Origin of the sequence: Flagellimonas meishanensis (assembly GCF_019880545.1) — a bacterium.
GTDB lineage: Bacteria > Bacteroidota > Bacteroidia > Flavobacteriales > Flavobacteriaceae > Flagellimonas > Flagellimonas meishanensis.
In genome coordinates this window covers 1,376,730-1,391,133 of record NZ_JAINVW010000003.1, presented here as the reverse complement: position 1 = coordinate 1,391,133, position 14,404 = coordinate 1,376,730, and the positions used below count along the sequence as shown (strand labels likewise).

The window sequence follows — 14,404 nt, the reverse complement described above, 5'->3', positions numbered from 1 at the left end:
TCAACCATCGGCGGTTCCAACCAATTCTTGGATCGATGCGCACACTAAAGTTCGTCCTAAATTTTTACATCAATGCCAGTGTACACGTGTCTTTGGCTGTTGCTTCGCTTACTGCCATTTCTTTTGAATTGCTGTTAATTCCCTATAATTTTTTGCTGCTTGGGTTTGTTTTTTTTGGTACTGTGGTCTGCTACAATTTTGTGAAGTATGGGGTGGAGGCACATAAATATTTGATTGTCTCCACGGCTTACCAAAGGGCCATCCAAATCTTCAGCTTTTTCTCCTTTGGTTTGGCCATCTTTTTTTTATGGCATCTTTCCTTGAATATTTGGATTGCCGTTCTTGTTTTGGGAGTCCTGTCGGCACTCTACGCGGTTCCCATGTTGCCCAATGCAAAGAACCTGAGGAGTTTGGGAGGGTTTAAGATTTATATTGTGGCCTTGGTATGGACTGGTTTCACGTTCCTGCTCCCCGTGTTGGATGCTGCACTTTCCCCAACATGGGATTTGTGGATACTGTTCTTCCAGCGGTTCATTCTTGTTTTGGTGTTGATATTGCCTTTTGAGATTCGGGATATGGAGCGGGACGATAGGGCTTTGAGGACTTTGCCTCAGGTGATGGGCCCCTCAAGAACCCAAAGATTAGGTATGCTGTTGATCATTGTTTTTTACACATTGACCTTTTTTCGGGATGCTATTGCTCTGAAGGAAATCGTATTGCGTTCCGTTTTGGTCATTGTTCTGATGGTGCTTTTTTTGATTGACCAAAGGCGGCAATCGAACTATTTTGCGTCTTTTTGGGTAGAGGGTATACCGATTTTATGGCTTATGCTTTTCAGGTTGGCCGACCGATTTTTCTAAAATTGTTTCTCCAATTCATTTTTCATGGCCTCTTTCTCGCTATCAGAAAGGGTGTGCAGGTCGGCTCGATCACAAAGTGAGGTCAGTGTTTTATTCTTTTTGGAGAATTTAGCACACGCTTTACAATAAAGAATATGCAAGCGAAGCTTCAGGATTTCCCAAAAGCTTGCCTCTTCATATTGAGATCTGGTGCAGATATGTGATGCCTCTTCACATGAAATCTTCATAACTAAAACCAATTTTCATTTAAACAACCCATGAGTGCCGTTCTTGCCCTGTGGATCATTACCCACAGATTGGACGGATTTATGCCCAGTTCATTACAAATATCTTCGGTGGCCATTCCCTGCACCGTTTTCATCATAAATACTTGCGACTGCTTTTTTGGCAATTTTGATATACATTCCTGGATGGCCAGGCCAAGTTCCTCATTTTCAAGGATATTGTCGCCATCTTGGCTAAAAGGGTCCGCCACCTGTTCTTCCAGCCAATCTCCTTCCGAATCGGTATTATCGCTATAGTTGATTCGCACTTCAGCCTTTCCTTTCTTGGAATTGATTTTTCGGTAATGATCGATCACCTTCCGTTTTAAGATGGCAATGAGCCATGTACGTTCGGCCGCATCCCCCTTATAATTTTTTGCGGAGTTCAGTCCGGCGATAAAGGTTTCCTGGACCAGGTCCTTGGCAATCTCCGCATCACTGACCCGGGCCACTGCGTAATTGAACAAGTAATCCGCATAGTGGTCTACCCAGTTTTCAGGATGAAGTTTATGTGCTGCCATGGTTTATCGAAGCTCAAAAATAGTGGATTTTGCACAATCACTACATGGCTTTAACGCTATATGTTCTTTTTGTATCGAGAATACCATCAACTTGCCTTTTTGATGAGACCTGCACGCTCCAACAAGGGCTCAATTTGGGGTTCGGCACCCCTGAAACGTTTGTACAGTTCCATCGGGTTCTCGGTACCTCCTTTTGAAAGTATATGTTCCTTGAACTTATTTGCTATTTCCTTGTTGAAAATGCCGTGTTCCTTAAAAAACGCAAAAGCATCTGCATCCAATACCTCAGCCCATTTGTAGCTGTAGTAGCCAGAGGAATACCCACCTTGAAAAATATGGGAGAACGATGTGCTCATGCAGGTTTCTGGCGTTTCTGGAAACAATGAGGTATTCTTAAACGCCTCAATCTCATGGGTCTTCACATCGTCCGCCTGGGATGGGTCGGTGCCATGCCAAGCCATATCCAAAAACCCAAAGCTCAATTGCCTTACCGTGGCCATCCCCTCCTGAAAGGTGGCAGATTCCTTAATTTTTTCCACCAATTCCATCGGAATCACTTCGCCGGTCTCATAATGGTGCGCAAAAAGAGCTAAGGCCTCTTTCTCGTAACACCAGTTTTCCATGATCTGGCTGGGGAGTTCCACAAAATCCCAGTAAACAGAGGTTCCGGAAAGGCCCGGATAGGTGGTGTTGGCCAGCATACCATGCAAAGCATGCCCAAACTCATGGAAGAGCGTGGTCACTTCGTTGAAAGTGAGCAAAGACGGTTTGGAGGCTGTTGATCTTGTGAAATTGCACACATTGGAGATATGGGGTCGGTTGTTTTCACCATTTTGAATGTATTGTGACCTATAGGAAGTCATCCAGGCGCCACCCCGTTTTCCTGGTCTGGGATGAAAATCGGCATAAAACAGGGAAATGAAGTTTTCGGATTCGTCAAACACCCTGTATGTTTTTACCTCATCATGGTATTTGTCCACGTCAAAGACTTCTTGGAAACGGAGCCCAAACAACTTTTCTGCAACCTGAAATACTCCGTTGATTACGTTTTCCAGTTTAAAATATGGTTTCAGCTTTTCATCATCCAGATTGAACTTTTTTTGCTTCAACTTTTCGGAGTAATAGGCACTATCCCATTTTTCCAAACGGTCAATCCCATCCAGATCTTTTGCGAACGTTTCCAATTCCTTGAATTCCTTTTTGGCTGCGGGCATGGCTTTCTCCAAAAGTTCGTTGAGGAAATCCATTACCTTTTCGGGGGTTTCGGCCATGCGTTCCTCCAAAACAAAATGTGCATGGGTCCGATATCCCAATAGATTGGCCCTTTCATGTCTGAGACCTGCTATTTTCAGGACGTTGTCTTGGTTATCCAGCGCATCGCCATGGAACCCTTTGCTGCCAAAGGCCAAGGATAATTCTTTTCGCAATGCCCTATTTTCTGCATATTTCATAAAGGGAATGTAGCTGGGGTAGTCCAGGGTGATAAGCCAGCCTTCTTTGTCCTTTGACTTGGCCAATTGGGCAGCGGCCTCCATGATTCCTTCGGGAAGCCCTTTTACATCTTCTTCGGAGGCAAGCAATAGTTCATATTTATTGGTTTCGGCCAATACATTTTCACCAAACTTCAACTTCAATTTGGATAGCTCGGCATCGATTTCCCGCAGTCTTATTTTTTGCTCTTCCTTAAGATTGGCCCCATTGCGACTGAATTTTTTGTACCGTTTTTCGAGTAAAGTATCCTGTTCGGGGGTAAGGTCCAAGCTGGCTTTTTGGTTGTAAACCGATTTGATCCGTTCAAAAAGCCCCGCATTCAAAATAGCATCGTTATTGAACTCGGATAGCATTGGGGAGACCTCTTGGGCTATTTTTTGAATTTCATCATTGGTCTCCGCAGAATTCAGGTTGAAGAAAATGCTGGAAATCCGATCTAGTTGCTGCCCAGAAAATTCTAGGGCCTCCAAGGTGTTCTGAAAGGACGGCGGTTCTGGATTTTGCACGATGTCATCTATTTCCTTTTTTGCGTTTTCAATGGCTTCCAAAAAAGCGGGTTTGAAGTGTTCGTTCGTGATTTTTGAAAATGGGGCTTCATTAAAAGGTTGGAGCAATGGATTGTTCATTTGCTGGATATGGGATATTATATTTTGGTAATGGAATTTTTTTAGTTGTTCACTTTCCTTTTTTGATGGATTCCGCCCCTTTGATGACCTTTTCCTTCAGTCCCTCTTTGTAGGCTTCAATCTTATCCAGGACACATCTGTCTGAACTTCCAATGATCTGCGCGGCCAATATGCCTGCATTTTTGGCACCGTTCAGAGCTACGGTGGCCACCGGCACACCTCCCGGCATTTGTAGAATGGAAAGGACGGAATCCCACCCATCGATGGAATTACTGCTTTTTACAGGTACACCGATTACTGGAAGTGGTGACAAGGAAGCTACCATACCTGGTAGATGGGCGGCACCACCGGCACCCGCAATAATGACGGAAAATCCTTTTTTATGGGCATTTTTACCAAAATCGAACAGTTTTTCAGGGGTGCGGTGGGCTGAAACGATATCCACCTCCACTTCAATGTCGAATCCCTTTAAAATATCTATGGCTTCCTGCATTACGGGAAGGTCGCTCGTGCTTCCCATGATTACGGCTACTTTGCTCATACTTTATCTGCTTACTACGTTAATGGTTTCCTTTACTTTTTGTGCCACTTCCCGGGCCCGGGCCATATTTTCATCCACAATGGTCACATGGCCCATTTTGCGAAACGGACGGGTCTGTTTCTTGCCATAAATATGTGGGGTAACCCCATCCATTTGTAAAATGGCCTCCATGTTTTCATAGACCACGTCGCCGGTATGCCCTTCCGAGCCCACCAAGTTCACCATGATGCCGGCCAGCTTGCTGTCCGTTTTGCCCAATGGCAGGTCCAAAATGGCACGGATATGTTGTTCAAATTGATTGGTATAACTGGCCTCTATGCTATAATGCCCACTATTATGAGGCCTTGGCGCTACCTCGTTCACCAAAATGGCATCTTCCTGCGTTTGGAAAAGTTCCACCGCCAATAGCCCAACATGATTCAAATGTTCCGATACCTTTAATGCCACTTTCTGCGCTTTTTCTGCCACGGCTTCGTCGATGCGGGCGGGACATATCACATATTCCACCTGATTGGCCTCTGGATGGAATTCCATTTCCACGACCGGGTAGGTCCTTACCTCCCCTGAAGTATTTCTGGCCACGATAACTGCAAGTTCATTCTTGAAATCTACCAAACGCTCCGCAATGCATTCCACATTGGGAAGATTTTTCAGGTCATCCAAGTGCCTGACGATCTTAACGCCCTGCCCATCGTACCCAAACTGGGCACTTTTCCATACAAAGGGAAGTTGAACCCCACCGTTTTGAATGCTATCCTCAATTTCAGAAGTATAGGCGAAACGCGTGAACGGTACCGTGGGAATATCGTGGTCGGTATAGAACAATTTTTGTTTTGCCTTGTTCTGAATTGTCCTTAGGGCCCTGGAGGGCGGGTATACCTTTATGCCCTCATCCTCCAGTTTTTCCAGGGCATCGATGTTCACATTTTCTATTTCTATGGTGAGTACATCCACATCTTTTCCAAAATTATAGACCGCGTCAAAATCCATAAGGTCGCCCTGAACAAACTTGTTACATGAAATTTTGCATGGGGCCTCGGGGGAAGCATCCATCACCTTGGTCTGTATATCCCATTTACGGGTTTCATAGAGCAACATCTTACCCAGTTGTCCGCCCCCAAGAATACCCAGTTTAAAATCGGAAGAAAAAAAATGCATTGGCCTGCAGATTGGAATGAAAGCAAAAATACATGAATTCCATGAAGCGGGGAAACCAACAGGGAAAACCACCCCTAAAAAATGTTATCTTTGCGCACCTGATAAATGGAAGACTAATTGATCAAACTCAATGATAAATATTTTAAACCTTTTTTAAGGGAGGAGCAAATTTTGGCGGCCGTTGAAAAGGTGGCCAATGAAATTGCCAGGGACTACAAGGATGAGGTTCCCATTTTTGTGGGCGTCCTCAATGGAGCCTTTATGTTCGTGTCCGATTTTTTGAAGGCATATCCCCATCCATGTCAAGTTTCGTTTGTTCGATTGAGCTCATATCAGGGCCTGACCTCTACCGGAATCGTGGAAACCTTATTGGATATTCCCCAAGAAATTGATGGCAAAAGCGTGATAATCCTAGAGGATGTAGTAGACACGGGAAGGACGCTGAAGCAACTCGTGCACCTTTTCTCCCAGACCAACGTAAAGGAGTTTAAGATTGCCACCCTGTTTTACAAGTCCGAGGTCTATAATGGGGAATATGCCATCGATTATGTTGGCATGGAAATCCCGGACAATTTTATAGTGGGGTATGGCTTGGATTACAATGAATTGGGAAGAAACCTGAGAGAAGTATATCAAATAAATCAAGCAGATATGATCAACCTAGTGCTTTTTGGAAAGCCAGGAGCCGGCAAGGGAACACAAGCCGGAGTTTTAAAGGAAAAATACAATCTGAAGCACATTTCAACAGGGGATGTCTTCCGTTACAACATAAAAAATGGGACTAATTTGGGAAAATTGGCCAAATCATATATTGATAAAGGGGATCTGGTGCCCGATGAGGTAACCGTAGACATGCTCAAGGCCGAAGTGGAGAAGAATCCCGATGCGGCGGGCTTCATTTTTGATGGATTTCCAAGGACCGCAGCCCAAGCGGAAGCATTGGATAATTTTTTGGACTCCAAGGACATGAAAGTGAATGCCACAATTGCATTGGAAGCCGATGATGATATATTGGTTGCCAGATTGTTGGAACGTGGCAAGAGCAGTGGTCGTTCCGACGATCAAGATGAAGGCAAGATCCGCAACCGCTTTGATGAATACAATCAAAAAACGGCACCCTTAAAAGCCTATTATGAAAAACAGGGTAAGTTCCATTCTGTGAATGGTATCGGAGAGATCAAGGAGATCACAGAACGGTTAAGCAAGGTAATTGAAGCTTTGTAATAGAAATCCAATCTAAATCTACTCCTGTTACCCTATTCTTTCAATTGAAAACCACTTGTTATGACAGAAGGCAATTTTGTTGATTATGTAAAAGTGCATATTTCTTCTGGTAACGGGGGCAAAGGCTCGGCGCATTTGCGCCGCGAAAAATATGTTGCCAAGGGAGGTCCCGATGGCGGTGATGGCGGCCGTGGAGGCCATGTCATCATAAAGGGGAACAAGAACCTTTGGACACTTATACATTACAAATTCAAGAGACATTTTAAGGCCGGACACGGTGAACATGGAGGCAAACAGCGGAGCACGGGAGCCGATGGAGAGGATGTTTTTCTAGAAGTGCCCCTGGGAACAGTGATCCGTGATAGTGCATCCAACAACATCTTGTTTGAGATTACCGAGGATCAAGAGGAAAGAATAATCCTGGAAGGCGGCATGGGGGGTCGGGGCAATTGGCACTTTAAAAGTGCCACCAACCAAACCCCGAGGTATGCCCAACCGGGAATTTCAGGACAGGATGCCCAAATCACATTGGAATTAAAGGTTTTGGCCGATGTTGGCCTGGTGGGATTCCCCAACGCGGGAAAATCCACACTGCTTTCCGTTATGACCTCCGCCAAACCCAAGATTGCCGACTACGAGTTTACTACCCTAAAACCCAATTTGGGAATTGTCCAATACCGTGATTTCCAAAGTTTTGTGATGGCCGATATTCCTGGAATCATTGAGGGAGCTGCCGAGGGTAAAGGGCTTGGGCATTATTTTTTGCGACATATTGAACGCAATGCCACCCTACTTTTTTTGATTCCTGCCGATAGCAAGGACATTAGCAGGGAATATGAAATTCTTTTGGATGAACTTCGACGCTATAATCCCGAACTTTTGGACAAGAACCGCTTGTTGGCCATTTCTAAATGTGATCTGCTCGATGAGGAACTGATTCAGGAGATGAAAGAGGAAATGAAGGCCGATTTCAAGGACATCCCCTATATTTTTATTTCTTCCGTCAGTCAGATGGGCATTCAAGAGCTGAAGGATACCCTCTGGAAGCTTTTGAACGAATAAGCCTTTGGGTGCTGTTTCCCAAAGGGGATATTCCGTATCTTTAAGTATGCCAAAATGCAGTTCCAAATATATCTTGGCCTTGGTTATGGGTAGCCTTCTGCTTTCCTGCAACGCTATCCGGGTCAATTATGATTATGATGCACAAACCGATTTTTCGGCCTATACCACATACAATTACTTTTCCGATATACAAACGGGATTGAGTGGATTGGACGAGAAAAGACTGATTCGGGCATTGGACTCGACTTTGCAGTCAAAAGGCTATCATTTGACCGAGGAGCCAGATTTTTTCATAAACATTCTCAGTGAAGAATATAGAACTGCCCCTAACAGTGCTGTTGGTGTCGGCATAGGTGGAACCGGCAGGAATGTTGGCGGGGGAGTTTCCATTGGATTGCCCATTTCCAATTCAGGGCTTCAACGTATGATACAATTTGACTTTGTGGACGCACAAAGGGACGCGCTTTTTTGGCAGGCCATCAGTGAAAGTGGTTATCGGGACAATGCATCACCCAGTGTTCGGGAAGCATTGTTGAAGAATTTGGTAAAAAAGGTCCTTTCCAAGTTTCCGCCCAAATCCAAATAACCCCCGTTCGCTTTCGGTATTTGCCATTGGTCATAAAAGCACTCCTGCTCTCAAGTTCACAGCTTATTTTTGATTTTAGGATGTAACATCTGTCAAAAAAGGGCGTCTTAAATAAGATGTCTGGAATCACAAACAATCAAAATAGCACTAAATAGCATGAAAACAACACCAAAAATTAAAATGATTTATGGGGTTTCCCTATTTTTTCTACTGGGGATGACCATACAAGCACAGGATTTGCCTGGAGACCCGAACTTGGTCAGTTCAGAGGAAGAACTGAGTGCCCTGGCCTCTTTGGACAGCGGGGATTATCGGTATACCGTTGAGGATTATTTTGCCAATCCAAAGGCGATTACCTTTAGATTTTCCCCAGACGGTAAGTACATTTCATATCGGGAATCGGATGAACATGGCAAACGTCACATCTATGTAAAAGATGTAGCCACAGGGGAAGCGAAAATGGCCATTGAGGAAAAAGAGGAGCTGGTGCGGGCCTACGGATGGCTCAACAACGGCAGACTGTATTTTTCCATGGACAAGGGTGGTAACGAGAACTATCACATCTACGCCGTGGATATAGATGGAAGCAACCTAAAGGACCTAACGCCATTTGATGGGGTGCGGGCACAATTTACAGAACTGTTGAGGGATGACGAGCAGCACATCATCATTTCGATGAACAAGAACAATCCACAGGTGTTTGAACCCTACAAGGTGAACCATAAAACAGGGGAATTGGAGCAACTTTACGCCAATGATGATCCCAACAACCCCATTTTTGGATACAATTTTGACAAGGATGGGAATCTAAAAGCCTATACAAAAATAAGGGACGGGGTGGAACAGGACATCTATTATGAAGATGGCAATGGCAACTACAGATTGCTCAAGAGTCTCAATTGGAAGGACAATTTTTTTATTGCAGATTTTAACTATGCCACTGCTTATGCCCATGATGCTTACGTAGTCTCCAATTTGGAAAGCGACAAGGCTGAGGTGGTCCTTTACGACCTAATGGAGGACAAAATGATAGATCGGGTATTTGCCCATGATCAATACGATGTGCAGGGGATGGGCCTTTCCAGGGCAAGAAACTATGAGATTGATTATTTCTCGTACGAAGGAGAAAAAAGCATTGTGGTTCCCGTAAGTGATGCCTACAAAGCATTGGATGCCAAAATGAAGGAACAACTGCCAGGAAAACAATATCAGGTGCTGGATATGACCGACGACGAAAATCTGTATATGGTATATGTGAGCAGTGATCGTGTATACGGCATATATTATGCATACGATGTTTCCAAAGATGAGTTGAGCGAGCTTTACAATACGATGCCCCATCTTAAGGAGGAGGATATGGCCGACATGAGACCCATTACCTTTACAAGTAGGGATGGTATCACGCTTCATGGGTACATTACCCTCCCCAAAGCGGCCCTGGCCGGACAGAAAGTGCCCGTGGTCGTAAATCCACATGGGGGTCCCCAGGGTATTCGTGATTCCTGGGGATTTAATCCGGAGTCACAATTATTTGCCAGTAGGGGATATGCGACACTTCAGGTCAACTTTAGGATTTCTGGCGGTTATGGAAGGGAATTCCTGGAATCCGGATTCAAGCAGATTGGAAGAAAGGCCATGGACGATGTGGAAGATGGATTGCAATATGTTGTGGACCAAGGTTGGGTAGATCCAGAGAAGGCAGCCATTTATGGTGGCAGTCATGGCGGCTATGCCGTGTTGAGAGGTTTGACCAAAACCCCGGACCTGTACGCTTGTGGTGTGGATTACGTTGGCGTGTCCAATCTTTTCACTTTTATGAAGACCATTCCCCCATATTGGAAACCCTATTTGAAGATCATCAAAGAAATTTGGTATGATGAGGACGTTGCAGAGGAGAAAGCGATCATGGAGGAAGTATCCCCGGTATACAATGTGGATAAAATCAAAAAACCCTTGTTCGTGGTCCAGGGTGCAAACGATCCCAGGGTAAACATTGATGAATCCGACCAGATAGTCAGTGCACTCAGGGCCAAAGGATTCGACGTGCCCTATATGGTCAAGTATGATGAGGGACACGGTTTTGGCAAGGAAGAAAACCGCTTGGAGCTATATAAGGCCATGATGGGCTTTTATGCAAAGCATTTGGACAAAGAGGAAATACCCCAGCCCTTGAAGGACTGATTGGATACAACTGGTAAGAAAGGGAACCAACATTGGTTCCCTTTTTTTATGCTTAAGAACAGGGATCTTTGTTGATTTTACCGCTGACCTTTGCCATTTTACCGCTGACCATAATTCCTTTTTAAAGGCAAGGATAGTACACTATTTTCGTCTTGTTAATTCAAAAAATCAAAAGGATGATAACTCTGGCAAAATTGATAATCTCTTTACTCTTGAACATTCTGATTTAACCCAATGGGTTTCAACTTAAATGGATTTATTATGAGAAAATTGAATACAGCACAAAAAGTTATTCTGATATTGGGCATTGTGGGTGTGATTACCGGGATTTATGGAAAATGGAACGGTTGGGAACACAAAAGCTATTTCATTCCCATGTACACAGGACTCACATTTATGTGGATTGCCTTCTTGGATGACAAGAACAATTGTGAACGGACTTTCTTTAAGCGGATTTTTGGAAAAAAACAATAAGGATCATGAAAGGAATCAATAGAATAGTAATGTTAGCCAGTGCGGCCATTCTTACGGTGATGGGCTATATCAATTCAAACGGGCAAGAGGGCATTGTGGTCCCGTTGTTATGCTTTTTGGCAGCAGGACTTTTCCTGGTCTGCTATATCGGGAAAACACAGCTCACTGGTAGTTTTTCCGAAATTCGGGATTCCTCAAAGAGGGTTATTTTGGGCGGTACAGCGAAAAAAATGGATAGAGTGGTTCGTTTTCAGGTAGAATTCCTGACGTTTTCGGTAATTTTTATAGGTTTTGGACTGGGTCTTGGCGTGGGCAGAACGCTATATCATTTGGTCAACTGGTAATACTCGACCAAACACAACTATCTTTACGGCACATTTTTCAGGGCATGCATTTAACCAGAAAAAAACAAAACACCGCATTTTGGGTCCTTCAGCTTGTGGGCTGGGGCTTTATCAACTTAATTTCCCTTTTTGTCCTTAAAAAGGTAAGCGTAGAATTCGTTGTGTATTCCGTGGTAGTGGGAACAGGGATTGGCATTTTTTCCACTTCTGTGCTGCGATGGTATTTAAAGCGAAATATTTCTTTTGATTCTTTTGGTGTCCAGGACTTGATCAAGGTCGTTGCATCCGTGCTTGCCGGGTCTTTGCTTTTTGGATTGCTTAATGTAGCCTTTGGCTATATTTATGTCAAATTCGGCCCCACACTGACCCCAGAGGAAACCCAATTGTTCAAACATTACGATAGTTTGTGGATACAGGTGCTCAACGCCCTCTTTTTAATTGGGGCATGGGTCATTACGTATTTGGTCATCAAGTTGCTTTTGAAGTTAAACAAGGATAGGATTGAACGATTGGAACTCAACACCAATCTGAAACAGGCTCAATTGGACACGCTGAAGGGACAGATCAATCCCCATTTTATGTTCAACAGTTTGAACAATATCCGTGGATTGATGCTCGAAGATGTCGAAAAATCCAGGGAGATGCTTACCAAGCTATCGGAAATCCTGCGATACTCCCTTACCAAGAACAATATCAATTCCATAACGGTCAAAGAAGAATTGGAGGTGGTGGATAATTACATCGACCTATCCAAAATACAGTTCGAGGTACGCCTGGAGTTCATCAAAAATGTGGAAAAAGATAGTCTGGAATTGAACATTCCTCCAATGATCATACAATTACTGATAGAAAATGCCATAAAGCATGGCATTTCCAATCTTAAGCAGGGAGGAAAAATAGCGCTTACCATTGGGCAACAGGATGGGCAATTGTACATTGAGGTAAGAAATACTGGAAAACTGAAGGTTTCAAAGACTTCGACCCAATTGGGCATCAACAATATAAGGCAACGTTTAAGCCTTTTGTACGCCGAACGGGCCTCCTTTACCCTTACGGAAGAAGAGGATACGGTGATGGCCAGGATAAAAATACCGTTGACGTCATGAAAATAAAAACAGTGATTGTTGAGGACTCAAGATTGGCCCGCAATGAGCTCAAAGAGCTTTTAAAGCGGTATCATGACATTGAGTTGGTGGGTGAGGCAGAAAATGTTGATGAAGGATACGAACTTATTGCCAATAAGAATCCGGATATGCTGCTTTTGGATATCAACATGCCTGAGAAAGATGGGTTTGAACTCCTCGAAATGCTAGATGAAGTCCCCATAACCATATTCACCACGGCCTTTGATGAATATGCCATAAAATCTTTTGAGTACAATGCCCTGGACTACCTTTTAAAGCCCGTGAACGAAAAACGTTTTGCCATGGCCTTGGAAAAGGTGAGGGCGAAATTGGAAGGCAACCAATCAAAAAATCAGGAGAGCAAAAAACTCCTGGGAAGCAGTCAAATTTTCATCAAAGATGGGGAATCTTGCTGGTTGGTGAGGATTGGGGACATTTCACATTTTGAAATAGTGGGCAATTACACCCGGGTGTTCTTTGAGGATAAAAAACCCTTGCTTTACAAATCCTTGAATCAAATTGAAGAAAAACTTCCGGACGAATCTTTCTTTAGGGCCAACAGACAACAAATTGTCAACACAAATTTTATTGAGAATGTGGTCCCGTGGTTCAACGGCAAGTTGAAACTGACCATGAAAAATGGGGAAGAGGTGGAAGTCTCACGGAGGCAATCCTACATATTCAAGGATAAAATGAGCCTATAAATGAAAAAGCCCCCAATTGGAGGCTTGTTTCGGGGTTATGCGCGCAATAGGTCCTTATATCTGTCTTTATAACCGACCAAAGCCAAAACATTCAAAATCAGCAGTCCTAAAGCTGGGCCAATGCCTTCTGGGGCCATAGTGGCATGGAACAGCACCGCACACACAGAAACACTCATCAAAATCAAGGACATAAGTGCCCCATACTTGTTAAAGATCAAGGCCACACCGGTCAAAACCTCCACAAGGGCCACCAAGGTCAAGGTGTGAGTGGACGATAATGCCCCAAAATAGCCCATCACGGCTTCCGGCATTTCTCCCATGGGTATAAAATGAAAGAATTTGTTCAACCCAAAAATCAGGACAAACAGCCCCAAAAGGATGCGGACTACCATAAAAACTTTTGAATTCATAGAATAATATTTTATTGGTTATATACTAAAAGTAGCTAAAAAATGCGAATAATTCAGTACTCAACATAATCTGGAGATTCTTTGGTTTCAGAAAATATGATAAAAAGTGAAATAGGTCATGGCAAGATTGAAACCAGCATGGCATACCACAGCGCCCCATAAGGAATGTGTTTTGAGTTTCACATAAAAAAAGACCCTGGCAGTAATAAACATTAGGACCACCCAAAGTAGCGCTGGAGCAAACACAAAGATCCAATGCCCATCAATAAAGAGAATCCCAAAATGAGCCAAATGGGTGAGGCCAAAAGCAAGGCTATCAATAATAGAGGCTTTGTTCTCACCAAACCTTTCGGTAAAACAGCGATGGATAAGGCCTCGGTATAAAAACTCTTCCCCAATGGGACTGAACAGCATTCCCACGACAGCAAAGAGCATAAAATATTGGAACCGCACAGTTTCAATATCCAAACTTCCTGGAACCTGATATGAACGCGAGATATAGACCAACCAGTTTTGCATGGTATTGCCGTAAAACCACTGTCCCAGGGTCCATATACCCAAACAGACCAATCCCCCCAAAACAAAACCTGTGATCATTGAAACAAACCCAATGGGTTTTTTGAGCCCAATTTCATTTTTCCCGGATTTGGTCAATAGGAGAAAGGGTAAAATCCACATTATTACAAAAATGATTGAGGTAAACCTATAATCGCCTCTACTACTCGCATGGAGCACGGCAACGAATCTTGGGATACCAAAAAGCAGGATTAGGAAAAGACCTGTACTTGGGCCAAACTCCAATCGATTTTTTAAAAAGGGCCTAAAATGTTTCATT

16 protein-coding genes are annotated in these 14,404 nt (G+C 43.8%); 9 read left to right on the top strand and 7 right to left on the bottom strand.

What is annotated here, in order from left to right; all coding sequences use genetic code 11:
* Positions 1 to 35: 35 nt before the first annotated feature.
* A complete protein-coding gene (locus K7G75_RS14430; RefSeq protein WP_222984936.1) occupies positions 36 to 860 on the top strand; it encodes a UbiA prenyltransferase family protein in 825 nt (274 codons plus the stop codon).
* Here the strand turns inward: K7G75_RS14430 and K7G75_RS14425 are convergent.
* The 5 genes from K7G75_RS14425 to K7G75_RS14405 all read right to left on the bottom strand — a co-directional run bounded on the left by K7G75_RS14425 (position 857) and on the right by K7G75_RS14405 (position 5,460).
* Positions 857 to 1,087, bottom strand: a complete 231-nt coding sequence (locus K7G75_RS14425) for a hypothetical protein (RefSeq protein WP_222984935.1) — start codon at positions 1,085 to 1,087, stop codon at positions 857 to 859. The two genes, K7G75_RS14430 and K7G75_RS14425, sit on opposite strands and share 4 nt — an antisense overlap.
* 2 nt (positions 1,088 to 1,089) lie before the next feature.
* Positions 1,090 to 1,644, bottom strand: a complete 555-nt coding sequence (locus K7G75_RS14420; RefSeq protein ID WP_222984934.1) for a sigma-70 family RNA polymerase sigma factor — start codon at positions 1,642 to 1,644, stop codon at positions 1,090 to 1,092.
* Between the two features lie 86 nt (positions 1,645 to 1,730).
* Entirely contained in the window at positions 1,731 to 3,761 is a 2,031-nt protein-coding gene (locus K7G75_RS14415; protein WP_222984933.1) for a M3 family metallopeptidase, read from the bottom strand.
* A 49-nt stretch (positions 3,762 to 3,810) separates the two neighbouring features.
* Positions 3,811 to 4,302 carry a 5-(carboxyamino)imidazole ribonucleotide mutase gene (gene purE, locus K7G75_RS14410; RefSeq protein WP_222984932.1) on the bottom strand — a complete coding sequence of 164 codons (492 nt, stop codon included), beginning with the start codon at positions 4,300 to 4,302 and terminating at the stop codon, positions 3,811 to 3,813.
* A 3-nt stretch (positions 4,303 to 4,305) separates the two neighbouring features.
* A complete protein-coding gene (locus K7G75_RS14405; RefSeq protein WP_222984931.1) occupies positions 4,306 to 5,460 on the bottom strand; it encodes a 5-(carboxyamino)imidazole ribonucleotide synthase in 1,155 nt (384 codons plus the stop codon).
* 117 nt (positions 5,461 to 5,577) lie between these two features.
* Between K7G75_RS14405 and K7G75_RS14400 the strand changes: the two genes are divergently transcribed.
* The 8 genes from K7G75_RS14400 to K7G75_RS14365 all read left to right on the top strand — a co-directional run bounded on the left by K7G75_RS14400 (position 5,578) and on the right by K7G75_RS14365 (position 13,159).
* Complete coding sequence (locus K7G75_RS14400; RefSeq protein ID WP_222984930.1) at positions 5,578 to 6,684, top strand: adenylate kinase; 1,107 nt, start codon at positions 5,578 to 5,580, stop codon at positions 6,682 to 6,684.
* A gap of 60 nt (positions 6,685 to 6,744) precedes the next feature.
* Positions 6,745 to 7,746, top strand: coding sequence for a GTPase ObgE (gene obgE / locus K7G75_RS14395; protein WP_222984929.1), 1,002 nt, complete (start codon positions 6,745 to 6,747; stop codon positions 7,744 to 7,746).
* 46 nt (positions 7,747 to 7,792) lie between these two features.
* A complete protein-coding gene (locus tag K7G75_RS14390) occupies positions 7,793 to 8,332 on the top strand; it encodes a DUF4136 domain-containing protein (RefSeq protein WP_222984928.1) in 540 nt (179 codons plus the stop codon).
* Positions 8,333 to 8,488: 156 nt separating this feature from the next.
* The gene (locus K7G75_RS14385; RefSeq protein ID WP_222984927.1) at positions 8,489 to 10,513 is read left to right on the top strand and encodes a S9 family peptidase; all 2,025 of its coding nucleotides are present in this window, start codon (positions 8,489 to 8,491) and stop codon (positions 10,511 to 10,513) included.
* A gap of 261 nt (positions 10,514 to 10,774) precedes the next feature.
* A complete protein-coding gene (locus K7G75_RS14380; RefSeq protein ID WP_222984926.1) occupies positions 10,775 to 10,987 on the top strand; it encodes a hypothetical protein in 213 nt (70 codons plus the stop codon).
* A 5-nt stretch (positions 10,988 to 10,992) separates the two neighbouring features.
* Entirely contained in the window at positions 10,993 to 11,331 is a 339-nt protein-coding gene (locus K7G75_RS14375; RefSeq protein WP_222984925.1) for a hypothetical protein, read from the top strand.
* A 44-nt stretch (positions 11,332 to 11,375) separates the two neighbouring features.
* Entirely contained in the window at positions 11,376 to 12,437 is a 1,062-nt protein-coding gene (locus K7G75_RS14370) for a sensor histidine kinase (RefSeq protein WP_222984924.1), read from the top strand.
* A complete protein-coding gene (locus K7G75_RS14365; RefSeq protein ID WP_222984923.1) occupies positions 12,434 to 13,159 on the top strand; it encodes a LytR/AlgR family response regulator transcription factor in 726 nt (241 codons plus the stop codon). The genes K7G75_RS14370 and K7G75_RS14365 overlap by 4 nt, the downstream gene beginning before the upstream one ends.
* A gap of 35 nt (positions 13,160 to 13,194) precedes the next feature.
* Here K7G75_RS14365 and K7G75_RS14360 read toward each other — a convergent pair whose 3' ends face one another.
* Positions 13,195 to 13,569 (bottom strand): DoxX family membrane protein, encoded by a 375-nt coding sequence (locus tag K7G75_RS14360; RefSeq protein ID WP_222984922.1) that lies wholly within the window; start codon positions 13,567 to 13,569, stop codon positions 13,195 to 13,197.
* A gap of 87 nt (positions 13,570 to 13,656) precedes the next feature.
* A complete protein-coding gene (locus tag K7G75_RS14355; RefSeq protein WP_222984921.1) occupies positions 13,657 to 14,403 on the bottom strand; it encodes a CPBP family intramembrane glutamic endopeptidase in 747 nt (248 codons plus the stop codon).
* Between the last annotated feature and the right edge of the window lies 1 nt (position 14,404).

Bases quoted from the DNA above. Each gene is read 5' to 3' on its own strand.
- K7G75_RS14360 (WP_222984922.1), bottom strand. From the start codon at position 13,569: ATGAATTCAAAAGTTTTTATGGTAGTCCGCATCCTTTTGGGGCTGTTT.
- K7G75_RS14405 (WP_222984931.1), bottom strand. From the start codon at position 5,460: ATGCATTTTTTTTCTTCCGATTTTAAACTGGGTATTCTTGGGGGCGGA.
- obgE (WP_222984929.1), top strand. From the start codon at position 6,745: ATGACAGAAGGCAATTTTGTTGATTATGTAAAAGTGCATATTTCTTCT.
- K7G75_RS14420 (WP_222984934.1), bottom strand. From the start codon at position 1,644: ATGGCAGCACATAAACTTCATCCTGAAAACTGGGTAGACCACTATGCG.
- K7G75_RS14355 (WP_222984921.1), bottom strand. From the start codon at position 14,403: ATGAAACATTTTAGGCCCTTTTTAAAAAATCGATTGGAGTTTGGCCCA.
- K7G75_RS14370 (WP_222984924.1), top strand. From the start codon at position 11,376: ATGCATTTAACCAGAAAAAAACAAAACACCGCATTTTGGGTCCTTCAG.
- K7G75_RS14380 (WP_222984926.1), top strand. From the start codon at position 10,775: ATGAGAAAATTGAATACAGCACAAAAAGTTATTCTGATATTGGGCATT.
- K7G75_RS14430 (WP_222984936.1), top strand. From the start codon at position 36: ATGCGCACACTAAAGTTCGTCCTAAATTTTTACATCAATGCCAGTGTA.
- purE (WP_222984932.1), bottom strand. From the start codon at position 4,302: ATGAGCAAAGTAGCCGTAATCATGGGAAGCACGAGCGACCTTCCCGTA.
- K7G75_RS14385 (WP_222984927.1), top strand. From the start codon at position 8,489: ATGAAAACAACACCAAAAATTAAAATGATTTATGGGGTTTCCCTATTT.
- K7G75_RS14425 (WP_222984935.1), bottom strand. From the start codon at position 1,087: ATGAAGATTTCATGTGAAGAGGCATCACATATCTGCACCAGATCTCAA.
- K7G75_RS14365 (WP_222984923.1), top strand. From the start codon at position 12,434: ATGAAAATAAAAACAGTGATTGTTGAGGACTCAAGATTGGCCCGCAAT.
- K7G75_RS14390 (WP_222984928.1), top strand. From the start codon at position 7,793: ATGCCAAAATGCAGTTCCAAATATATCTTGGCCTTGGTTATGGGTAGC.
- K7G75_RS14415 (WP_222984933.1), bottom strand. From the start codon at position 3,761: ATGAACAATCCATTGCTCCAACCTTTTAATGAAGCCCCATTTTCAAAA.
- K7G75_RS14375 (WP_222984925.1), top strand. From the start codon at position 10,993: ATGAAAGGAATCAATAGAATAGTAATGTTAGCCAGTGCGGCCATTCTT.